The following is a 21,103-nucleotide window of genomic DNA, read 5'->3' on the forward strand; positions in this document are numbered from 1 at the left end:
ATGTTTTAAATTTTGCTGACCAAGGCAATACTGAGCCATAGTGAATGTAAAGTTGGAGGGCGAGCGTATATGTTTGATGAGGATGGGATTGTTTTAATTATGGAACCGGCTGATGAAAGAAATTTGAGGAGATTTATTTTTTCAGTACCAAAGTCAGTGTATGAAAAGAAGGGGCTTACATTACACTATGGAACAGCTATAGGACAAGGATATACGGATATAATTGAAGATATTATTAGCGTACATATAGAAGTAGATGTTGTAACGGTAATCGGGCATGTAAGAGGGTAAATAGCTATTTGAAAAAAGGTTATAAGTAATGTAGCTAGAAGTTAGGATAGAGAAACTTACAGACAATTATAAAGACGAAGGGAGCCTAAAATGAAAATAAAATCAATTTTATTAGTATTTATAGTTACAATTGGTTTGATGGGATGTTCACTCGTTGAACAAGGAAAGAACTCCATAGATTATGCTCAAAAAGCGACAGATTATGTAAATGAAATAAGTGCATTTGCAAATGATGCACCAGCATTAGCTGAAAAGGCTGTTAATGATAGTGAAGCTCGAAAAGAATTAGAAGCGAAGCTTAGTGAAATTAAACAAGATATACCCGTTTTTAATGAATTAACACCGCCTGATGTAGCAAAGGATCTTCATCAGCAAATCGTCGGATATAACGAAAAGTTAAATACGTTAATTGATACGGCGATGACAAAGATAGAAGAAGGGAAAGTGAATGTAGAAGAGTTTAAAAACTCTGAGCTTATGCAGACGGTAGATCAAGTTCGAGATTTGAAAGATAAGGTGCAAAATTTAGGTCAATAGTAAAAGGCTCCGTTTATCACAAACGGAGCCTTTTACTATTGGATACAATAAACGATTACACCAACGATAATAATCATGTTGCCGATGAGTTTACGTTTCGTTATTTTTTCCCCTAGGAAATACCAACCGAAAATTAATATGATGATATAACTTAAGGATTCTAATGCTGATGCTTGTTTTAATGCCATTCCCTTCATGGCGATAACATTTAATCCAGCGTTAATTACAAATAAAGAGTAGCCAATCATAACATAAGGATTCATATATTCTTTTATTCTAGAATCGTATTGTTGCAAAGTAGCTTTTTTTAATAATATTTGTGAGTAATTAGCTAAAATTATCCCGAAAATAAATAATAACATATAACTATTCATCTTTTGTCACCACCACAATTCCGACGATAATAATAGCTGCACCAAGTAAATGATTCCACTGAATCGTATCTCCAAATAGAAATACTGACCAAAGCATTGACCATAGTATAATAATCCCGCGATGTGAATATGCTTTTGATATTTCGAAATGTTTAATTACTTGTTGCCATAAAATTGCATATCCAAATAAAAGTATAACTAGTCCGAAATAAGCAATAAAAAATGAGATGGAAGCAATGGGAAATTTAGCCGCCCATTTCATGTAAACCATAATGATAGAATATATCAAAAAAGCTACATGTAAAAATAAGTAATTTTTAATAGTTGGTTTCATTTATTCACTCTCTTTTGCATATAAATATATATTTATACCTAATTTTTCTAATGATAGATATTGGAACGTATTTAGTTTAAGCTTTCACATTCCAAATTATATAGTATCATGGCTTTTATTGTAAAACAATAAAAGCCATGTATTCATTTTTTCTAAGATTCTATAATATGTATCGTTTTATTTGTTGCATCTGAATACCCAATCATTATTTTAGGGTTATTTAGAAAAGCATCATAATCAATATAAGGTAATAAGGAATTTGAATTCATGCCACCAATTGTTGACATGATACAAGAAACATTAGGATTTCTTATTAAAGCATTTAGTTCCTCAGCACGCTCTTGTATACTACCCGAACGATAATAATCATATCGACCTGTTAGTGAACCTTCTAATATATGAAATCCTTTCTGTTGTAAGTAAGATTTCGCTCGTTCAAATCTTTTAGGAGAAGTGTAGGTTACTGGAGAAGAAGGTGAGTAAATCCCAATTGTGTTTCCGTATTTTAATGATTTTGGAAGTGGCATTTGTATGAATCCTTTCTATTAATAGTTTTATTCATAAGGATTTATCATTGAATATTCTTATATTTCGGTATTGTTATTGTAACATACATGCATTGAAATAATAATTACTGTAGATGAATAAATATGCTTTTTACCTTGACGATATAAAGGGAAAGTTGTTATGGTTAAATGTGAGTGTATAAAAGGTTTGTTAAAGGAGTTTTGAAATGAAGCGGTTAAAATGGGGAAGGCTGACAGTCCTATTAGTCATTGTTTTAGGGATATGTTGGTTCTTATTCCAAGGAACTCAAAAGAGTGCAACAAGTATAGAGGGACAACCTTTACAAGTGGCAGAACTACCTAAAACAGGATTAGTTGAAAAAGTAGTCCCACCAAAGTACATACCACCGGAAATTGATGCAAAAGCAGCTATGATTATTGATGCGAGTAATGGAGATATTATTTATCAACATAATGAAAATGAGGCTTTTGCGCCAGCAAGTATGTCTAAGATGATGACAGCATATCTTCTATTAGAAAATGTACATAATGGGAAAGTTCGCTGGGAAGATCCGGTGAAAATGAGTGCGAAAGCGGCACAAACAGAGGGAGCGAGAATCCCAGTACAAGTTAATGACACATTAACTGTTAAAGATTTATATCATGCATTAATGATTGAGTCAGCTAATAATTCAGCTGTGGCTTTAGCAGAACATATGGCAAAATCGGAGAAAGATTTCGTTCAGCTTATGAATGCAAAAGCGAAACAGTTAAAAATGTCGGAACATGCTAAATTTGCAAATGCTTCTGGATTACAAGAGCCCGATGGAAGTGAAACAAAAATGACGGCTGGTGATGTAGCAAACTTGGCGTATCATCTTATAAAAGATTACCCAGAAATATTAGAAGTGACTCACTTACGTCAAAGTCAGTTAGCATTTAATAATATTAATGTTATAAGTACAAATGATATGTTAAACAAAAATAATAAAGCTTTATATATAGAAGGAATAGACGGATTAAAAACAGGATTTACAGATAGCGCAGGGTATTGTTTTACGGGTACAGCAAAACAAGGTGATACTCGTATTATTACAGTTGTTATGGGAACAAAAGGTAAAACAAAGCGTTTTACAGAGACGAATAAGCTAATGTCTTATGCATTTGGCTTAGTTAATTAAGTGAAATACTGAGTTGGATCATCATATAAGAAAGGCAATTTGTTGTTACGTATTATCGGTAACAACAAATTGCCTTTTATTTTTTAGCACTAATAAAGTAAAAAGGTAAAAAATGTGAGTGTTATTATTTGAGTTTATTATTGTTTGTTTATATTATAAAGTTAGAAACTTATTAATGATAAGTTTTGAGGGGCATATGATGTGTACATAGGAAAAAGCCTCAAATGAAAATTGGAGGGAATTATGATGGCAAAAGATTTTTACTCAGCAATTGAAGACAGAAGATCTATTTACGCAATTAGTAAAGAACAAGTAGTTTCTGATGAAAAAATTCAAGAAGTAATTTATCATGCTGTAAAACATACACCTTCAGCTTTTAACTCTCAGAGTGCTCGCGTTGTCGTCTTGCTTGGAGAACAACACGATAAGTTATGGGATATTACGAAAGAAACGTTACGAAAAATTGTACCTGAAAATAACTTCGCTTCTACGGAAGAAAAAATGAATGCATTTAAAAGTGGTTATGGAACAGTTCTATACTTCGAAGATAGTGAAGTGGTGGAAGAACTGCAAGAAAAATTTGCATTATACAAAGAGAACTTTCCAATTTGGTCTCAGCAATCCTCAGGAATGTTACAATTTGCAATTTGGACAGCTTTGGAAATTGAAGGGTTTGGTGCTACATTGCAACATTACAATCCATTAATTGATGAAGAAGTGAGAAAAGAATGGGGAGTTCCAGAAAATTGGAAGCTTATTGCGCAAATGCCTTTTGGTAAACCAGTTGTACCTGCAGGTGAAAAAGAATACCAGCCTTTAGAAAAACGTGTGAAAATTTATAAATAATGTAGGAACGAGCGGGGGAATTGTTTATCCCCCACTAATTATTATTTGAACCAATCGGGGTTTTGCTACTTATAAAAAGGTGAACAGGGATACAACCTGTTCACCTTTTTATAAGTAGTAAGGATTTTTTTGATAGGAATTTTTCATCTGATCTTTTAATTCGTTTTTACGTGTTTCAACAGTTGATATTTTTTGTAAGGTAATAATTGAAACGAATTGAAAAAAAGCATAGTACAGTTCTATATTTTTATTGATAGGATTATCTATTATATTTTTCATAAATATACCTCCTTTTTGATTTCACTATTTGCAGGCAATAAGGCTTCCATCTCAAAATTCAATGTTAAGTGGAGAATACCGACCTGTAAAAGTTCGATTGGTTTCCGGGTAGGGTGGATAATATTTGTATGGATTAAGGTACCACTGTATATATAATAATATAAATATCCTGAAAATTCCATATGTAGTGAAAAATAGTTAGTGGAATGTACATTTTCGTCAAATTAGAACAGAATTTTTGAAGTTAAATCTTACAAATCGTCAAATCTTTTAAAAGCGATAGATAGTATCAAAAATAGTTTTCTAAAAATATTATACTATTGATAAAAAAAGTGTTTTTTGTCATGATAAGAGTATCCTTCATAGGAAGAACTATACTAGGAAATACATTCTTTGCATTGTGTTAGATGAATAGAATTTTTTTAAGTGGATAGAAAATATATACTAAGATAATGAATGGTATGTCGAATTTCCAATAAAATACATAAGAAATATAAAAAAAGCATTGCAAAAAGAGTAAGTTTAATGGTAAAGTTCACATGAAGTTCACACGGATTTCACTTCGCTCGTTTAAAATGAACTCTGTGTGAAAAATAAAACTCTTGTTAAAAAATGGAACTTAATGAATATTTTACTTTGATAATATTGTAAAGTATTAAGTTTATAAGTTTTTTTTAAGAGGATAGTAGGGAAAGGAAGTAAAGACAACTTATGAAAAAAGTAATTGCAGGTTTAGCAGCAGCTTCAGTAGCAGGTGTTGCAGTTCCAGGTATGGATTCTGCTCATGCACAAGTTTCAAACGAAGCGCTAAAAGAAATTAATGGACAAACTCAAACACAAACGACTGTAACTGAAACAAAAACTGTAGAAACAAAATCTGACTTAAAATACACAGTAACTGCTGATGTATTAAATGTTCGTTCAGGTGCTGGTACAGGACATAGCGTTATTTCTAAAGTAAAACAAGGTCAAGTACTACAAGTAATTGGACAAGAAAACGGTTGGTTCAAAGTAACTGTAAACGGTCAAACTGGTTATGTAAGTGGTGACTTCGTAACGACTGGTGGTAAAACAGGAACTACTGTTCAACAAGGAACTGGTACTTACACAGTAAACGTTTCTTCACTTAACGTACGTACAGGCCCAAGTACATCTCATACAGTATTAGGCTCTGTAAATAAAGGTAAAACAGTACAAGTTGTTGGTGAAGTACAAGATTGGTTTAAAATCAATTTCAATGGTGGAACTGGATACGTAAGCAAAGACTTCGTCACAAAAGGTGGTTCTGCTGTATCTAACCAAACACAACAACCAACTACAAACAACAATACTACTACAGTTCAAACTGGTGGTTCTTATGTTGTTAACACTGGTGCTTTAAAAGTACGTACAGGCCCAGCTACATACAACGCTGTAATCGGTGGTGTAACAAACGGTACAGTATTAAACGTTACTGGCGCTGAAAATGGTTGGTACAAAATTAACCATAACGGCCGCACAGGTTACGTAAGTGCAGACTTCGTTAAGTTTGTAAAAGGCGGAGTAAACAACGTTACAAATAACAATAACGTTACAAATAACGTTCAACAACCAGGTAAAGACGTACAAAAGCCAACAACTGGTGGAGATACATCTTCAATCGCTGGATTCGCTAGATCATTAAATGGTTCACCATACAGAACAGCTGGTACAACACCTGCTGGTTTTGATTGCAGTGGATTCATTCACTACGTATTAAATCAAACTGGTCATAAAGGCGCTCGTCAAACAGTTGCTGGATACTGGAGCTCTAAAACAAAAACTAGCAATCCACAACCAGGTGATTTAGTATACTTCCAAAACACTTATAAATCAGGTCCTTCTCACATGGGTGTTTACTTAGGAAACGGTCAGTTCATTAGTGCAGAAACTGATGCAACTGGTGTACGTATTAGTTCTGTAAGTAACTCTTACTGGAGCAAGCACCTATTAGGTTACACAAAAGCATACTAAGAAAAAGTAGATTATATACTTTTCGTATAGAGAAAAGGCTTTCCAGGGAAACTTGGGAAGCCTTTTTATAGTTTAATAAATTGGAAGGTAATAGTTTTTACTGTAACTTCCCGTTTAAAAATCGAGCGTATAGATCATGAAAGTAGTTGGGGCGGAATAAGTTTGCTGCATGTCCTGCTAACGGTATTTCTTTATATAAAACGTTAGGAAGAATGGACTTTAAATCAAAAAGACAAGATTTATAGAGATGATCATGTTCGCCCATTACCCATAGAATAGGGTGGGGAAGTGATTTTAATTTAGATTTTAAATCGAATTCTAACCGGTGACGTAATGATTGAGCAATAATTGATGAATGTAATTGCAATCCGAACCGATAATAAATATTTCTTGAAATGACTGCGAACGGATTTGCCTTTAGTATGCCACTTGGAAAAATGGTATTTGCGTATTGAGAGAGCCATTTAGAGTAATCGTCTCCTCGCTTCTCCCAAAACTTTTGAAATACGTTATATAAAAGGGAAGGGTTATTATAATGTCCACCAATATGACAAATGCTCAAAACTTTTTCTGGATGCATTTGTGCAAAAATGGTAGAGATATAACAGCCGTAGCTTAAAGCGCAAATATGAGCTTTTTGAATGCCTTCTTTTTCGTATAAATTCAATAATTGATCAACGAGACGCTGTAATGAAAATTCGATAGCTTCTCCTTTATCATCGCCGTGACCTAATAAGTCATAAGTAATAATGTTGTAAGAGGCGGAAAATCGTTTATGCTCTTTTTTGAAAGCACGACGATTGCCGACTAAACCATGAATAAAAATAATTGTTTCCTTTTTAGAATGTATATTTGTTTGCAAAAAGGATACTCCTTTCAATAACTGGAGATTTATATAGTATTGTAAATTAGTTATCTATCATTCACATAGAACAATATTAAGTACCAGGTAATAATATCAGATGTTTATATCTGTTGTAAAGATAAGTTTTTATGTATATTTTGTAAAAACAGAAAAAGTGTGTTTACATTCAGTTTACATTTGTATTGTATTCTATTTTTAGAAAGAACAGTTTTGTTTAACACGAGGAGATGACAGAAATGGAAGTTAGAAATGAAATAAAGAAAAAAGGGAGTTGGAGGCAGTTTTTACGCCTTATTCAAGATACAAATCCTTCGAAAGGGATTCTTGTTTTTGCGTTATTCATGAGTTTGCTTTCTACGGGAGCGAGTTTATTTATTCCGATGTTAACAAAAGGATTAGTAGATAATTTTTCACTTTCGTCAATTAGTACAGGACAAATTGTTGGGCTAGTTGCATTCTTTATTATGCAAACTATAGCTGCAGGATTATCTATATATTTACTAAATTATATCGGGCAGAAGATTGTAGCCGGACTGAGAGAACGTTTGTGGAAAAAGGTACTTATATTGCCAGTATCTTATTATGATCAAAATAGAACAGGCGATACAATTAGCCGAATGACAAATGATACAGGTGTTGTGAAGACATTAATTTCTGAGCATTTGTCAAATTTATTAACAGGCGGTATTTCAATTGTCGGATCATTAATCGTATTATTTGTTTTAGATTGGAAAATGACACTTTTACTTTTAACGGTTATTCCATTATCAGTACTGATCTTAGTTCCACTAGGACGAAAAATGTATAAGATTTCAAAAGCGCTTCAAGATGAAACAGCTTCTTTTACAAGTGTGCTAACGCAAGTATTATCAGAAATTCGTTTAGTGAAATCTTCGAACACAGAAAAAAGAGAATATGAAACTGGAAATAAAGGTATCGAGAAGTTATTGCAATTTGGTTTGAAAGAGGGAAAAGTGCAAGCGTTAATTTCACCAGTTATGTCGTTTGTTTTAATGGCATTACTTGTTATTATCGTAGGATATGGCGGGATGCGAGTTTCTAGCGGTGCATTAACAACTGGGGAACTAGTAGCGTTTATTTTATATTTAGTTCAAATTATAATGCCGATGAGTCAATTATCTATGTTCTTTACACAATTCCAAAAGGCAATTGGTGCAACGGAAAGAATTAATACTATTTTAGAATATGAAATAGAAGACCATGAAACTGGTGTGAAAGTCACAAATGCTAAGCAACCAATTGTTCTTGAAAATGTATATTTCGAGTATAACGAAGAAGAGCAAGTGTTAAAGAATATTGATTTCACAATTAAATCAGGAAAAGTAACAGCGATCGTAGGGCCAAGTGGTAGCGGGAAAACGACATTATTTTCACTATTAGAACGTTTTTATGAGCCAACTAGCGGTGCTATTAAATTAGGGAAAGATGCAATTACGAACTATTCATTACAATCATGGCGACGTCAAATTGGTTACGTTTCACAAGATAGTCCGTTAATTGATGGAACGATTCGGGATAACATTTGTTACGGCGTTGAGGGAGAAGTGACAGATGAAGAAATTGAAAAAGTAGCGGCGATGGCATACGTTGATGCATTTATTCATGATTTGCCAAATGGATATGCAACAGAAGTTGGAGAACGTGGTGTGAAACTTTCTGGAGGACAAAGACAGCGAATTGCCATTGCCCGAGCGTTACTTCGAAATCCACAAATTCTTATGTTAGATGAAGCAACTTCTAGTTTAGATAGTAAATCAGAGTCTGTCGTTCAAAAGGCATTAAATAACTTAATGAAAGGCAGAACAACGTTAGTTATTGCACATAGACTTTCTACTGTAGTAGATGCAGATAAAATTATTTTTATAGAAAAAGGGAATCTTACAGGAAGCGGTACACATGATGAATTGTTACGCACACATGACATGTATCGTGAATTTGCAACGCAACAATTGAAAATTAAAGAGGGCGTATTATAAAATGAATCATCAGTGGGGCTTATACTCCGCTGATGATTCATTTTTACAAGTTATATAAAAGATGCTACGTAGAAAGGAGAGGTTTTCTTTGCTACCAAAAATTTTAATAGTAGATGACGATCCACATATTAGAGAACTTGTTTCTGTATTTTTAGAGCGGGAAGGATTTCAAACATATGAAGCAATTGATGGTCTAGATGCACTTCAAAAAATAGATGAAGTGAAAGTTGATATGGTTATTCTTGATATCATGATGCCGAATATGGATGGATTTGATGTATGTTTTGAATTAAGAAAATACTATGATATCCCTATTTTGATGCTAACTGCTAAAGGAGAAACATCTCAAAAAGTAAAAGGGTTTCATCTTGGTACGGATGATTATCTTGTAAAACCATTTGATCCGATAGAACTAGTAGTGAGGGTAAAGGCGTTATTGAAACGTTATCAAATTACTGTGTCGCAATCAATTCAAGTTGGAAATGTACTGTTAAACCGTAAAACATTTGAAGTTATAACCGGAGAACAAACGGTTACGTTACCACTAAAAGAATTCGAATTGCTCTTTACTTTAGGTTCTAAAGCGGGAAGGACTTGTTCGAGAGAGCAATTAATTGAAGATGTATGGGGATATGATTTTGAAGGGAATGAGCGTACACTAGACGTTCATATAAATCGGTTACGTGAGAAGTTCCAAGAAGAGAAGTCGAAATTTAGTATTAAAACGATAAGAGGCTTAGGATATCGCTTAGAGGTAAGTAAATGAGAAGAAGAGAGCGAATGAATAAGGTGAAGATATTGAAAATAATTGGAGCGGTACTAGCTCTCTTTTCTTTTCTCACAATAATTTGGTCTATAGCCTTTTATGTATCATCAAGTGTAATAAATGCTCTTGAAATACAAGTATCACCTTTTGTTACTTTTTTAATTAGTGATATGGTCGGCTTTGTATTTATTGTTCTTATTTGGGTGTTGATTGGGGTATTAATGAGACCGAAGCGAGAGGCGATGATTTGGACTATTATTGAACCGATACAAAAAATTGCAAAAGGGGACTTCTCCGTAAAAATACGAAATGAAGAGAAATATGATGGAGAAATTGGTGTGCTCGTAAAAAGTATAAATGATATGACAGATGAACTAAATGCGATGGAGAAAATGCGCCAGGAATTTGTATCGAATGTTTCTCATGAAATACAGTCACCATTAACTTCTATAAAAGGATTTGCTAGAGCGCTACAAGATAACAATCTTTCCGAGGAAAAGAGAGAGCATTACCTTACCATTATTGAAACGGAAACGACGAGATTATCTAAACTAAGTCAAAATTTACTGAAGCTTACCCTTTTAGAGTCGGAAGAATATACACCAGAAAGAGCGACTTATCGATTAGATCAACAGTTAAAGCAAATTGTGTTAAATAGTGAACCGCTCTGGGCTGAAAAAGAAATTGAATTGGAACTTAATTTAGAGAAAGTGCACATTACTGCTGACCAAGAAAGTATGAGTCAAGTTTGGATAAATTTAATTCATAATAGTATTAAATTTACGCCAAATGGTGGCACGATTACAATTCAGTTAAAAGAATATGAGAAAGTAGTGGAAGTACGTATTCGCGATTCAGGAATTGGTATATCAAAAGAACAGAAGCAACATATTTTTGAGCGCTTTTATAAAGCGGATTCTTCACGAAATCGTGCTTATGGAGGAAGTGGCTTAGGTTTGGCTATCGTAAAAAAAGTACTTGACCTTCATCAAGGAGAAATAAAAGTCGAGAGTGAGGAAGGGAAGGGTACGGAATTTATTGTGTGTATTCCTAAGTATAAAGAGAAATAGTGTTAGGGGCATATCTTCTAACACTATTTTTCTTTATACGTACATTTACCATTGCTGCAGCTATACTGATAAGCTTTTCCTTCACTATTCATACGGTATGAGTAATCAGATTCTTTATCTTTTTTAAAGTCAACGTATGCTTCTGCACCGTTTTTATCATCATCAATATCAACGAATTGAACATGGCGTATAGAATAATCTTTCTTTTTACTTAAACCTCTTTCTTGCAAGTTTTTATGAATACCGTCTACTAACTCGTCAAACAATGACCAGTTTAAATTAAGATTTTCAAATGACTCAGTATGTCTTCCTAAAATGCCGTTGTCTTGTATTATTTTATTATTATCGTATGTATAAGAGTATGTAAAATAAGGTTCGTCTTTATATACGACTTCCGCATAATAGCCGATATTATAAAGAGGAGTATATTTTCCGGTTATGCTTTGTATTTCTTTTTGCTTATATCCTTTTATAGTATGGAGATATTCGTTAGTATCTTTTTTTATTACTTTATAATGTAGTGGATTACCAAATATAAAGTACATAGCCAAAAATATGATGCATAGTCCGACTGCAGTTAGTGGCAAGAACCATTTTTTTCTTGTCATACACATATACTCTCCTATGTAGAATTTATTTTTATTTTACATGAATTATGGCAAATCCATAAGAATTATAAATAAAAAATTTCTATAGTTACCTACAAGTAACCTACGCACATGAAAGTGCATCATTGCCTTTTTCCATAAACATAGATACAATTTTCATATAGTACATAACTGAGATGATTAAGGAGTGTTATACTTGGCAGAATTATTACAAGGCAAAAATGCTTTAATTACAGGAGCAGGTAGAGGGATTGGTCGCGCTGTAGCGATCGCATTAGCGAAAGAAGGCGTAAATGTCGGTCTTTTAGCTCGTTCAGAAGAAAACTTAAAAGCTGTAGCGAAAGAAGTAGAAGCAGAAGGCGTAAAAGCTGTTATTGCGACTGCTGATGTTTCTTCATATGAAGAGGTAACTACTGCAATTGAAACGTTAAAAAACGGTTTAGGATCTATCGATATTTTAATTAATAACGCTGGTATTTCTAAATTCGGTAAGTTTTTAGAATTAGACGTTGCTGATTGGGAAAAAATCATTCAAGTAAACTTAATGGGTGTATACTATGCAACTCGCGCAGCTTTACCAAGCATGATTGAACAACAATCTGGTGATATTATTAATATTTCATCTACAGCAGGACAAAAAGGTGCACCTGTAACAAGTGCATATAGTGCTTCTAAATTTGGTGTTCTTGGCTTAACAGAATCGTTAGCGATGGAAGTTCGCAAACATAACATTCGTGTAACAGCTTTAACTCCAAGTACAGTAGCAACAGACATGGCTGTTGATTTAGGATTAACTGACGGAAATCCGGATAAAGTAATGCAAGCAGAAGATATTGCAGAGTTTATCGTAGCGCAGCTGAAATTAAATAAACGTACATTTATTAAATCAGCAGGACTTTGGTCTACTAATCCGTAAGGGATACATGTATAAACAAAAGAAGGGATATCTATTTTGTAATGAAGTAGATGTCCCTTCTTTATTTTTTGCATATGAGACAGAATTTTCGGTATAATCAAAAGTGGATAGTAGAAAAGCATGCTGACATTGCGCGTAGCAATATTGAACGCGCTAATTTGAATGATAGAGTTGAAGTGCGAACAGGATTAGCTTTAGATTCTTTACAACAAATAGAAAATGAGAAGTATGAACCATTTGATTTTATCTTTATAGACGCTGATAAAAAAATAACCCTGCTTATTTTGAATGGGCACTGAAACTATCACGCCCTGGTACTGTAATTATTGGGGATAACGTAGTACGTGAAGGAGAAGTTATTGACAATACGAGTAATGACCCTCGCGTACAAGGGATACGTCGCTTCTATGAGCTAATAGCTACTGAGCCACGTGTAAGTGCTACAGCGCTTCAAACAGTCGGAAGTAAAGGGTACGATGGATTTATAATGGCAGTCGTAAAAGAATAACGAAAGGAGATAAATAGAATGAAAAAGATGTTTGAAAAGTTATAACATGTATCGTATACAACGCAGTTAGCTCGTGGACCTCCAACGTACTTCAAAATATAAGTTTATATTAAAAATTGGAGGTTAGGAATAGATGAGAACTGAAAAAGAAATGCTGGACTTAATTATAAATACAGCAAAAGAGGATGAAAGAATTCGAGCTGTCATCATGAATGGATCGCGTGTAAATCCAAATGTGAAAAGAGATTGTTTTCAAGACTACGATATTATATATGTTGTAAAAGATATACGCTCTTTTACGTCTAATCATAATTGGATTCATAGGTTTGGAGAAATAATGATTGTACAAGTGCCAGAAGAAATGTCATTAGTTCCACCAGATGGAGACGGGAAGTTTCCGTATTTAATGCAGTTCATGGATGGAAATCGGATTGATTTAACATTAGTTCCGGTTGATTTAATAAAAAAGTTCGTTGGACAAGATAGCTTAAGTAAATTACTTCTCGATAAAGATAATTGTATGGAAGAATTCCCGCCAGCAAGCGATAAAGATTACTTAATAAAAAAGCCTACAGAAAAAGAGTTTTTAGGTTGCTGTAATGAATTTTGGTGGTGTAGTACGAATGTGGCAAAAGGATTATGGAGAGAAGAGCTTTCTTATGCGAAAGGAATGCTTGAAGGACCAGTACGAGATATGTTCATCGTAATGCTAGAATGGCATATTGGTATGAAAACAGACTTTACAGTTAATGCAGGGAAGTTTGGAAAGCATTTTGAGCAATATTTCGAAGGAGATATGTGGGAGCAATTTAAAAAGACATTTTCTAATGCAGAATATGAAAACATATGGGAATCATTCTTTGTCATGGGTGATTTATTTAGGGAAGTGGCGAATGAAATTGCTAGCGCTTATGGATATCAGTACCCGCAAGGTGATGATGACAGAGTGACGAGTTATTTAAAACATGTGAAAGCTTTGCCAAAAGATAGCACATCAATTTATTAACAATAGTAAGCAGTAAGACTGTCCAAATTACGGACAGTCTTATTTTTGTTTATGAATAAGAATTTCTCTAACAAAGTGTAGAGGAATCACATATGAAATTTTAGGGAGGTTTTTATTATGTATTGTTTTTATTCGCCACAAATGTTTGCTCCATATCAATGGGGACTAGAACGAGATGTTCCGTATACCTATATGCCATATAACTTATTTTATTACGGAAATTATATAAGCACATTGCCATACACATATACCCCTCAAAGCTATGAAGTACAAATGAAAGCAGATGAACGTGGATCGTGGACACCATTTTCATGGGTCGAAAAATATGCGTACGCATTTTCAGGACCGTACAATAAAGCGGAAGTCGCACTTACATTTGATGATGGACCGGATTTAGAATTTACGCCGAAAATATTAGATAAGTTAAAACAACATAATGTAAAAGCGACTTTTTTCTTACTTGGTGAAAACGCAGAAAAGTTTCCGAATGTCGTAAAGCGTATTGCGAATGAAGGGCATGTAATTGGCAATCATACGTATAGTCATCCAAATTTAGCGAAAGTAAATGAGGTCGAGTACCGTAATCAAATTATAAAAACGGAAGAAATATTAAAACGTTTAGTCGGCTATGCTCCTAAATTTATACGCCCGCCGTATGGTGAAATACTTGAAAATCAATTGCATTGGGCAACTGAGCAAAACTTTATGATTGTACAGTGGAGTGTGGATACAGTTGATTGGAAAGGTGTAAGTGCTGATACGATTACAAATAATGTGTTAGGGAACTCATTTCCTGGTAGTATCATACTTCAGCATTCAACTCCAGGTGGGCATTTGCAAGGATCTGTAGAGGCACTGGACCAAATCATTCCACAGTTAAAAATGAAAGGGGCACGTTTTGTAACGCTGCCAAGCATGTTCCAAACATCGAAAGAGCGAAAGTGAATGTGTTGTAAAATTGGAAAAAACAGGATTTTTTCGTATAATGAAGCTGTAGGTTAGGAGGGGATATAATTGATGTATGCACTAATAAACATAGGAATGAGTATTTTAATAGGTATTATATTTATACTTGCGGCAATTGTCCTTCAAAAAAATCCACCGACCGATATTAATGCGGCATATGGTTATCGTACGAAACAATCTATGAAAAATAAAGAATTATGGGATGCAGGTAATAGGTATAGTGCAGAAGTGATGAAGCAAAACGGATTCATTATGATGTTAATTGGAAGTGTGATTAGTATACTGTTTAGATATCCACATACAATGATAGCGATTATGGTGATTATGCTGTTATTAATCATTCGTTTATTTATACAAGTAGAGAGTAGATTGAAAATACTTGAACAATAATGAAAAACTAGGACTCCTTGCAGTACGATGCTAGGAGCCCTAGTTTATTTATAGACTATTATTTTCTAGTAAGTCTTTTCCTTGTTCAATAACAAATTCATAGTATGCAAAATCATATGGATAAATATCATCAAAAGTTATCGTTAGCGGTTTATTGCTCAAAACAGAAGTAGCGGTAAAAGATGAAATCTCTCTTTTTAATAGCTGTAGAAAAGAAGTTGCATGTATTTTCATCACATCGTCTACTTCTTGACCCGGTGCGAATGGAAGTGGGTTAATGACATTGTGGAAATACATATGACAAAACTCGCGATCTGTAAGATTTGAAATTTCATAATCTATTGTAAAGATGCCCTTATATGCTAAATCAGTCGTTTGAAAAGAAAGCCCTAATTCTTCTTCAATTTCACGAAGACCACCACTTTGTACATCTTCATCATGCATAATATGTCCAGCGGAAGTAATATCCCAAATGTTCGGAGCTTCTTTTTTATTTCTAGAGCGTAATTGGAAATATAAAAACATATCTTCATCATCTTTTTCTACAAACCAACAATGAAATGTTTCGTGCCAATCACCGTCACGATGCACTTCATCACGTAATTTCTTCCCAAGTATATTTTTTTCAGTATCAAATATTGTTAACCACTCTGTCATTTAAATTCCCCTTTCTGCAAATTTTATTATACAATATTTGTAATGAATTTTGGGAAAATAAAGAAAAAGGGGTCGTTATTAGTGGGAATAGAGAGTAAGAAAATAAAATCGATTATTTCAACAGAGGAAGAATTACGGGGAATATTGGGGCAACCAAGTGAACGAGCTTTAAAAAAAGTTATTTCATCATTAGACCACCATTGCGTAGACTTTCTGTCTAAATCTCCTTTTCTAGTATTATCTACGGCAAATAAATTAGGAGAGTGTGACGCTTCGCCGAGAGGAGATGCACCTGGATTTGTATACGTATTAAATCATAATAAAATTATCATTCCAGAAAGACCGGGCAATCGTCGTATAGACTCCATTTTGAATATTATTTCCAATCCACGTGTAGGATTAATCTTTTTCATCCCAGGTCTTGGGGAGACACTCAGAATAAATGGCCGAGCGTATATAACAAACGACGAAGAAATTTTGCAAGAAATGCAGGTAAATGGACGCAATCCGCTACTTGGAATTGTTGTTGAAATAGAAGAGTGTTATATTCATTGTGCAAAAGCTTTTATTCGTTCTAATATGTGGGATCCGGAATCTTGGTTACATAAAAAAGAGTTACCTTCAGCAGCAAAAATGTTGCTGGAGCATGCCAAAGTGAATGCTTCAGAAGAAGATGTTGCACGTTCTTTAGAAGAAAGTTATAGGGAAAGATTATATTAAAAAAATTACTTTTTAAATATAGTGTTGAGGTGTGAAACTCTAAACGTTTTAGAATGAGACTTTAATATCAATCTTGTTAGTTTGTAAGTGATGAATACATGTGCAAGAGTAGAAATCTATATGAGATGATTTGTTATTTTAAAATAAAATGATTTGTATTTTTAAAAATAATGAACAAAAATAGGCTTGCTTTTTAAAAAATTGATAACTATAATAAGTTAACAAATAGACATGAACGAAAAAGTAATGATAAGGACACGAAATCATTTTTACGGTTTACAGAGAGGGAAGTCAAGGGTGTGAGCTTCCTAACACGAGAAATGATTTTACCACCTTTGAACTTCAATAGTGAACGAGTAATCTAGTAATTATTGACGGTATTAGCCGTTATCTGAACTTGAGCAATCTAGGAGGAAATATGTCTGGATTGGAACAAGGGTGGAACCACGAAAACACATTCGTCCCTTTCCTAGGGATGAGTGTGTTTTTTTATGGATTACAGATTGAAAATTTAAAATAATCAAAAAATAGTATTGATTTTGTTTTTTATGCGAGTATAATGAGTTAACAAATAAACATGAACGAAAAAGTAACGATAAGGACACGAAATCATTTTTACGGTTTACAGAGAGGGAAGTCAAGGGTGTGAGCTTCCTAACACGAGAAATGATTTTACCACCTTTGAACTTCAATAGTGAACGAGTAATCTAGTAATTATTGACGGAATCAGCCGTTATCTGAGTTTGAGCAATCTAGGGAGAAATACGTCTAGGTTGGAACAAGGGTGGAACCACGAAAACACATTCGTCCCTTTCCTAGGGATGAGTGTGTTTTTTTATTACTTTGAAAGGAGGTGCTGTAACATGAAACGATTTGTACGTACGGAAATAACCACCAGCTGCATGATTGAAAAGCAGAGCAAGGTGATTGATAAAGATAAAAAATAAAATTGTAGGAGGAGATTAGAAGATGAATAACGTTGTTAATGTAGGGGTGTTAGGATTAGGTACGGTCGGAAGTGGTGTTGTCCATATTTTGAAAGAACATTGCAAAAAAATTGCACTTGATACAGGATATGAAGTGAAAGTGAAGACAGTCGTTGTACGTGATTTAGAAAAAGAACGTGATGTTTGTATTGATGGAATCGTAGTAACAAGTCATGTCGATGAAGTTCTAAATGATTCAAATATTGATATTGTAGTAGAGGTAATGGGCGGAATTGAAGAAGCGAAGCAGCATATTGTTAGGGCTTTACGAAATAAGAAACATGTCGTAACAGCAAATAAAGATTTAATGGCTGTATATGGTGCAGAGCTTCTCCAGCTGGCGAACGATAATGATTGTGATTTATGTTATGAGGCAAGTGTAGCGGGCGGTATTCCGGTGTTAAGAGGGTTAACAGACGGATTAGCATCAGATCAAATTGAAAAAATAATGGGAATTGTAAATGGTACAACAAATTACATGTTAACAAAGATGAGTCAAAATGGATGGTCGTATGAAGAAGCTTTACAGGAAGCACAAAAATTAGGTTTTGCAGAATCAGATCCGACAGCGGATGTAGATGGGCTAGATGCGGCGAGAAAGGTAGCGATTCTTGCAAACTTAGGTTTTTCGATGAATGTTTCTTTAGATGATGTACAAGTAAGAGGGATTCGAAAGGTCGAAAAAGAAGATTTACAAATGGCTGAAAAGTTAGGGTTTACAATGAAATTAATTGGTAAAGCAGAGAAACAAGGATCAGCCATTCATTTAAGTGTAGAACCGACTCTTTTACCTAGTCATCATCCATTATCGAATGTAAATAATGAATTTAATGCAGTATATGTTCACGGTCAAGCAGTAGGGGAAGTAATGTTTTACGGACCTGGAGCTGGGAAGTTACCGACTGGTTCTGCTGTAGTAAGTGATATTATTTCAATCGTTAAAAATATGAATCAAGTTCAGAAAAATAAAAGTGCGTTAAAAGAACCAGAGCCGTACGAATTACAGGGAGATGAAGAAGTCGTTTCGAAATATTTCTTGCGTATTTCATTACGAGACGAACCAGGGATGTTGCAAAAAATAACAGAATGTTTCGTTAATTATTCCGTAAGTTTAAAAGAAGTGATTCAATTACCTTTAAATCGTGAACTTGCAGAAGTCGTTGTTGTAACACATCAAACTTCAAAATATCAATTCGAACGAGTTTTAGGAGCGATAGAAGATGTCGCAAGTGAAATAAACAGTTACTACATTATTGAGGAGGAAAAACAATATGTATAAAGGATTATTAAAACAGTATGCTTCTTATTTACCAGTAAATGAAAATACACCTGATGTGAGCTTAATGGAAGGGAATACACCGCTTATCCCGTTATTAAATATATCAAAACAATTAGGAATTCAGTTATACGGTAAGTATGAAGGAGCGAATCCGACAGGTTCTTTTAAAGATCGTGGTATGGTAATGGCAGTTGCGAAGGCGAAAGAAGAAGGTTCAGAGGCCATTATTTGTGCATCGACAGGTAATACATCAGCATCGGCTGCCGCATATGCGGCACGCCTTGGAATGAAATGTATTATCGTAATACCGGAAGGAAAGATTGCACATGGAAAATTAGCGCAAGCAGTTGCCTATGGTGCTGAAATCATTTCAATAGAAGGAAATTTTGATGATGCATTAAAGGCTGTAAGAAATATTGCAGCAGAAGAGCCAATTACATTAGTAAACTCAGTGAATCCTTATCGAATTGAAGGGCAAAAAACAGCAGCGTTTGAAATTTGTGATCAGTTACAAAATGCGCCAGATGTTTTAGCGATTCCTGTTGGAAATGCCGGGAATATTACAGCGTACTGGAAAGGTTTCTGTGAATATGAGAAAGAAAAAGGCTATAAGAAGCCACGAATTCACGGATTTGAAGCGGAAGGAGCAGCTGCTATTGTAAAAGGGCATGTAATTGACGAGCCAGAAACAATTGCAACAGCGATACGCATCGGTAACCCAGCAAGTTGGTCATATGCAGTAGAGGCTGCTGAGCAGTCTCACGGTGAAATAGATATGGTATCAGATGAAGAAATTTTACATGCGTATAGATTATTAGCAAAATCGGAAGGGGTTTTCGCTGAGCCAGGATCGAATGCTTCATTAGCTGGCGTAATGAAACATGTTCAATCTGGAAAAATCAAAAAAGGAGAAACAGTTGTTGCAGTTTTAACTGGAAACGGCTTGAAAGATCCTGATATCGCAATTTCTTCTAATACATTAGATATTGCAAGTGTTTCAAATAATATAGAACAAATTAAAGAGCATATTAAAGGGGTGATTATGTCGTGATACCATTCAGTATTCGTGTTCCTGCTAGTACAGCGAATGTTGGACCTGGATTCGATTCAGTAGGAATAGCATTGTCATTGTATTTACATGTAGTAGTAAAAGAGAAATCTAATAAATGGCAAGTGATCCATTCTTTTGATGAGTCGATTCCGACAGACGATAAAAATTTAATCGTTAGCACGGCATGTAAAGTGAGTCCTTCTTTATCACCTCATATAATCGAAGTTACTAGTAATATCCCATTAACAAGAGGGCTAGGAAGTAGTGCGTCAGCAATTGTAGCTGGGATAGAGCTTGCGAATCAAATAGGCAACTTGAACTTAACGACTGATCAAAAAGTTCAAATTGCTACAAATTTTGAAGGTCATCCTGATAATGTTGCTGCTTCTATATTAGGAGGAACGGTAATCGGAGCACTTGATGGAAAGAATGTTTCGGTTGTAAGAATTGAAAGTAAGGAATTAGGCGTCATTTCTCTTATTCCAAATGAAGAGCTAAATACAGATGAAAGTCGATCTGTATTACCAGATGTATTCCCGTTTCATGAAGCTGTTAAGGCTAGTGCAATAAGTAATGTATTAGTAGCTGCTTTATGTCAAAAGAGATGGGAAGTTGTAGGCGAAATGATGGAGAGGGATCATTTTCACGAGCCGTATCGTTTAGAGCTTGTACCGTTATTACCATCTATTCGTAAATGTGCAAAAGAATTCGGTGCATACGGTACAGCGCTTAGCGGTGCAGGGCCGTCTATTTTTATATTAACGCCGTATGAGAAACGTCAAGAAATTGCTGAGCAATTAGCAAGAGTATTTACGTCTATGAAAGTGTGTGAGCTAGAAATTGATCATAGAGGGATTACTGTAAATAAGGAAGAACATATTGGATTATAAAAAAAGCTAGCATCGCTAGCTTTTTTTATGTTGTAAATATGTTTGCGTATAAAAGAAAAATATTAATGTATAATTTAGTAAAGAGTGT

Annotated in this window: 23 protein-coding genes, 1 pseudogene and 2 other annotated features; of the genes and pseudogenes, 17 read left to right on the forward strand and 7 right to left on the reverse strand. The window is 34.4% G+C overall.

What is annotated here, in order from left to right:
- The first annotated feature begins 69 nt into the window (after nucleotides 1-69).
- Both PDQ68_RS00110 and PDQ68_RS00115 read left to right on the forward strand, forming a co-directional pair.
- On the forward strand, nucleotides 70-291 hold the full coding sequence (locus PDQ68_RS00110; RefSeq protein WP_000459104.1) for a hypothetical protein: 222 nt from the start codon (nucleotides 70-72) through the stop codon (nucleotides 289-291).
- A 90-nt stretch (nucleotides 292-381) separates the two neighbouring features.
- The gene (locus PDQ68_RS00115) at nucleotides 382-828 is read left to right on the forward strand and encodes a DUF6376 family protein (protein WP_000695208.1); all 447 of its coding nucleotides are present in this window, start codon (nucleotides 382-384) and stop codon (nucleotides 826-828) included.
- 35 nt (nucleotides 829-863) lie between these two features.
- Here the strand turns inward: PDQ68_RS00115 and PDQ68_RS00120 are convergent, their stop codons facing one another.
- The 3 genes from PDQ68_RS00120 to PDQ68_RS00130 form a co-directional block, all read right to left on the reverse strand.
- Nucleotides 864-1,202, reverse strand: coding sequence for an EamA family transporter (locus tag PDQ68_RS00120; protein WP_061182813.1), 339 nt, complete (start codon nucleotides 1,200-1,202; stop codon nucleotides 864-866).
- Entirely contained in the window at nucleotides 1,195-1,536 is a 342-nt protein-coding gene (locus PDQ68_RS00125; RefSeq protein WP_000805122.1) for an EamA family transporter, read from the reverse strand. The genes PDQ68_RS00120 and PDQ68_RS00125 overlap by 8 nt, the downstream gene beginning before the upstream one ends.
- A gap of 152 nt (nucleotides 1,537-1,688) precedes the next feature.
- A complete protein-coding gene (locus PDQ68_RS00130) occupies nucleotides 1,689-2,063 on the reverse strand; it encodes an LD-carboxypeptidase (RefSeq protein ID WP_061182308.1) in 375 nt (124 codons plus the stop codon).
- A gap of 206 nt (nucleotides 2,064-2,269) precedes the next feature.
- Between PDQ68_RS00130 and PDQ68_RS00135 the strand changes: the two genes are divergently transcribed.
- Together PDQ68_RS00135 and PDQ68_RS00140 are read left to right on the forward strand one after the other, a co-directional pair.
- Nucleotides 2,270-3,223, forward strand: coding sequence for a D-alanyl-D-alanine carboxypeptidase family protein (locus tag PDQ68_RS00135; protein WP_000825886.1), 954 nt, complete (start codon nucleotides 2,270-2,272; stop codon nucleotides 3,221-3,223).
- Between the two features lie 243 nt (nucleotides 3,224-3,466).
- Nucleotides 3,467-4,069 carry a nitroreductase family protein gene (locus PDQ68_RS00140; RefSeq protein ID WP_201027230.1) on the forward strand — a complete coding sequence of 201 codons (603 nt, stop codon included), beginning with the start codon at nucleotides 3,467-3,469 and terminating at the stop codon, nucleotides 4,067-4,069.
- Nucleotides 4,070-4,177: 108 nt separating this feature from the next.
- On the opposite strand, the gene PDQ68_RS00145 is transcribed toward PDQ68_RS00140, so the two are convergent.
- Nucleotides 4,178-4,348 (reverse strand): hypothetical protein, encoded by a 171-nt coding sequence (locus tag PDQ68_RS00145; RefSeq protein WP_061182306.1) that lies wholly within the window; start codon nucleotides 4,346-4,348, stop codon nucleotides 4,178-4,180.
- Nucleotides 4,349-5,059: 711 nt separating this feature from the next.
- On the opposite strand from PDQ68_RS00145, the gene entFM reads away from it, so the two are divergent.
- On the forward strand, nucleotides 5,060-6,340 hold the full coding sequence (gene entFM / locus PDQ68_RS00150) for an enterotoxin EntFM (protein ID WP_000755519.1): 1,281 nt from the start codon (nucleotides 5,060-5,062) through the stop codon (nucleotides 6,338-6,340).
- 97 nt (nucleotides 6,341-6,437) lie between these two features.
- Here entFM and PDQ68_RS00155 read toward each other — a convergent pair whose 3' ends face one another.
- Complete coding sequence (locus PDQ68_RS00155; protein WP_001194311.1) at nucleotides 6,438-7,202, reverse strand: alpha/beta fold hydrolase; 765 nt, start codon at nucleotides 7,200-7,202, stop codon at nucleotides 6,438-6,440.
- A 239-nt stretch (nucleotides 7,203-7,441) separates the two neighbouring features.
- Here PDQ68_RS00155 and PDQ68_RS00160 point away from each other — a divergent pair, with 239 nt between their 5' ends.
- From PDQ68_RS00160 to hitS, 3 genes are all read left to right on the forward strand, one after another.
- On the forward strand, nucleotides 7,442-9,202 hold the full coding sequence (locus tag PDQ68_RS00160) for an ABC transporter ATP-binding protein (RefSeq protein WP_270786555.1): 1,761 nt from the start codon (nucleotides 7,442-7,444) through the stop codon (nucleotides 9,200-9,202).
- A gap of 88 nt (nucleotides 9,203-9,290) precedes the next feature.
- A complete protein-coding gene (gene hitR / locus PDQ68_RS00165) occupies nucleotides 9,291-9,968 on the forward strand; it encodes an envelope stress response regulator transcription factor HitR (RefSeq protein ID WP_061182716.1) in 678 nt (225 codons plus the stop codon).
- Nucleotides 9,965-11,038 (forward strand): envelope stress sensor histidine kinase HitS, encoded by a 1,074-nt coding sequence (gene hitS, locus PDQ68_RS00170; protein WP_001254314.1) that lies wholly within the window; start codon nucleotides 9,965-9,967, stop codon nucleotides 11,036-11,038. Before hitR ends, hitS begins: the two co-directional genes overlap by 4 nt.
- Nucleotides 11,039-11,061: 23 nt before the next feature.
- Here the strand turns inward: hitS and PDQ68_RS00175 are convergent, their stop codons facing one another.
- Nucleotides 11,062-11,646 carry a DUF3139 domain-containing protein gene (locus PDQ68_RS00175; protein ID WP_061182718.1) on the reverse strand — a complete coding sequence of 195 codons (585 nt, stop codon included), beginning with the start codon at nucleotides 11,644-11,646 and terminating at the stop codon, nucleotides 11,062-11,064.
- Between the two features lie 196 nt (nucleotides 11,647-11,842).
- On the opposite strand from PDQ68_RS00175, the gene PDQ68_RS00180 reads away from it, so the two are divergent.
- The 5 genes and pseudogenes from PDQ68_RS00180 to PDQ68_RS00200 all read left to right on the forward strand — a co-directional run bounded on the left by PDQ68_RS00180 (nucleotide 11,843) and on the right by PDQ68_RS00200 (nucleotide 15,432).
- Nucleotides 11,843-12,562 (forward strand): 3-ketoacyl-ACP reductase, encoded by a 720-nt coding sequence (locus tag PDQ68_RS00180; RefSeq protein ID WP_000818985.1) that lies wholly within the window; start codon nucleotides 11,843-11,845, stop codon nucleotides 12,560-12,562.
- 113 nt (nucleotides 12,563-12,675) lie between these two features.
- Nucleotides 12,676-13,070, forward strand: a pseudogene (locus PDQ68_RS00185) (O-methyltransferase); the annotation flags it as partial.
- A 133-nt stretch (nucleotides 13,071-13,203) separates the two neighbouring features.
- Nucleotides 13,204-14,076, forward strand: coding sequence for an aminoglycoside 6-adenylyltransferase (locus PDQ68_RS00190; protein WP_061182719.1), 873 nt, complete (start codon nucleotides 13,204-13,206; stop codon nucleotides 14,074-14,076).
- A gap of 117 nt (nucleotides 14,077-14,193) precedes the next feature.
- Nucleotides 14,194-15,021 (forward strand): peptidoglycan-N-acetylglucosamine deacetylase, encoded by an 828-nt coding sequence (locus PDQ68_RS00195; RefSeq protein ID WP_100633804.1) that lies wholly within the window; start codon nucleotides 14,194-14,196, stop codon nucleotides 15,019-15,021.
- A 72-nt stretch (nucleotides 15,022-15,093) separates the two neighbouring features.
- A complete protein-coding gene (locus PDQ68_RS00200; protein ID WP_049112599.1) occupies nucleotides 15,094-15,432 on the forward strand; it encodes an SdpI family protein in 339 nt (112 codons plus the stop codon).
- 48 nt (nucleotides 15,433-15,480) lie between these two features.
- Here the strand turns inward: PDQ68_RS00200 and PDQ68_RS00205 are convergent, their stop codons facing one another.
- The gene (locus PDQ68_RS00205; protein ID WP_061182721.1) at nucleotides 15,481-16,089 is read right to left on the reverse strand and encodes an NUDIX hydrolase; all 609 of its coding nucleotides are present in this window, start codon (nucleotides 16,087-16,089) and stop codon (nucleotides 15,481-15,483) included.
- An 81-nt stretch (nucleotides 16,090-16,170) separates the two neighbouring features.
- Between PDQ68_RS00205 and PDQ68_RS00210 the strand changes: the two genes are divergently transcribed.
- The 4 genes from PDQ68_RS00210 to thrB all read left to right on the forward strand — a co-directional run bounded on the left by PDQ68_RS00210 (nucleotide 16,171) and on the right by thrB (nucleotide 21,015).
- Nucleotides 16,171-16,809 carry a pyridoxamine 5'-phosphate oxidase family protein gene (locus PDQ68_RS00210; RefSeq protein ID WP_061182722.1) on the forward strand — a complete coding sequence of 213 codons (639 nt, stop codon included), beginning with the start codon at nucleotides 16,171-16,173 and terminating at the stop codon, nucleotides 16,807-16,809.
- Nucleotides 16,810-17,046: 237 nt separating this feature from the next.
- Nucleotides 17,047-17,278 (forward strand) — a binding site (T-box leader).
- 114 nt (nucleotides 17,279-17,392) lie between these two features.
- Nucleotides 17,393-17,624: a binding site (T-box leader), on the forward strand.
- Nucleotides 17,625-17,778: 154 nt separating this feature from the next.
- Nucleotides 17,779-19,074, forward strand: a complete 1,296-nt coding sequence (locus PDQ68_RS00215) for a homoserine dehydrogenase (protein ID WP_061182724.1) — start codon at nucleotides 17,779-17,781, stop codon at nucleotides 19,072-19,074.
- Nucleotides 19,067-20,125, forward strand: a complete 1,059-nt coding sequence (thrC, locus tag PDQ68_RS00220) for a threonine synthase (RefSeq protein WP_061182725.1) — start codon at nucleotides 19,067-19,069, stop codon at nucleotides 20,123-20,125. The genes PDQ68_RS00215 and thrC overlap by 8 nt, the downstream gene beginning before the upstream one ends.
- Nucleotides 20,122-21,015, forward strand: coding sequence for a homoserine kinase (gene thrB / locus PDQ68_RS00225; RefSeq protein ID WP_061182726.1), 894 nt, complete (start codon nucleotides 20,122-20,124; stop codon nucleotides 21,013-21,015). Before thrC ends, thrB begins: the two co-directional genes overlap by 4 nt.
- Nucleotides 21,016-21,103 lie beyond the last annotated feature (88 nt).

This window comes from Bacillus cereus group sp. Bc010 (assembly GCF_027716745.1).
Classification (GTDB): Bacteria; Bacillota; Bacilli; order Bacillales; family Bacillaceae_G; genus Bacillus_A; species Bacillus_A pacificus.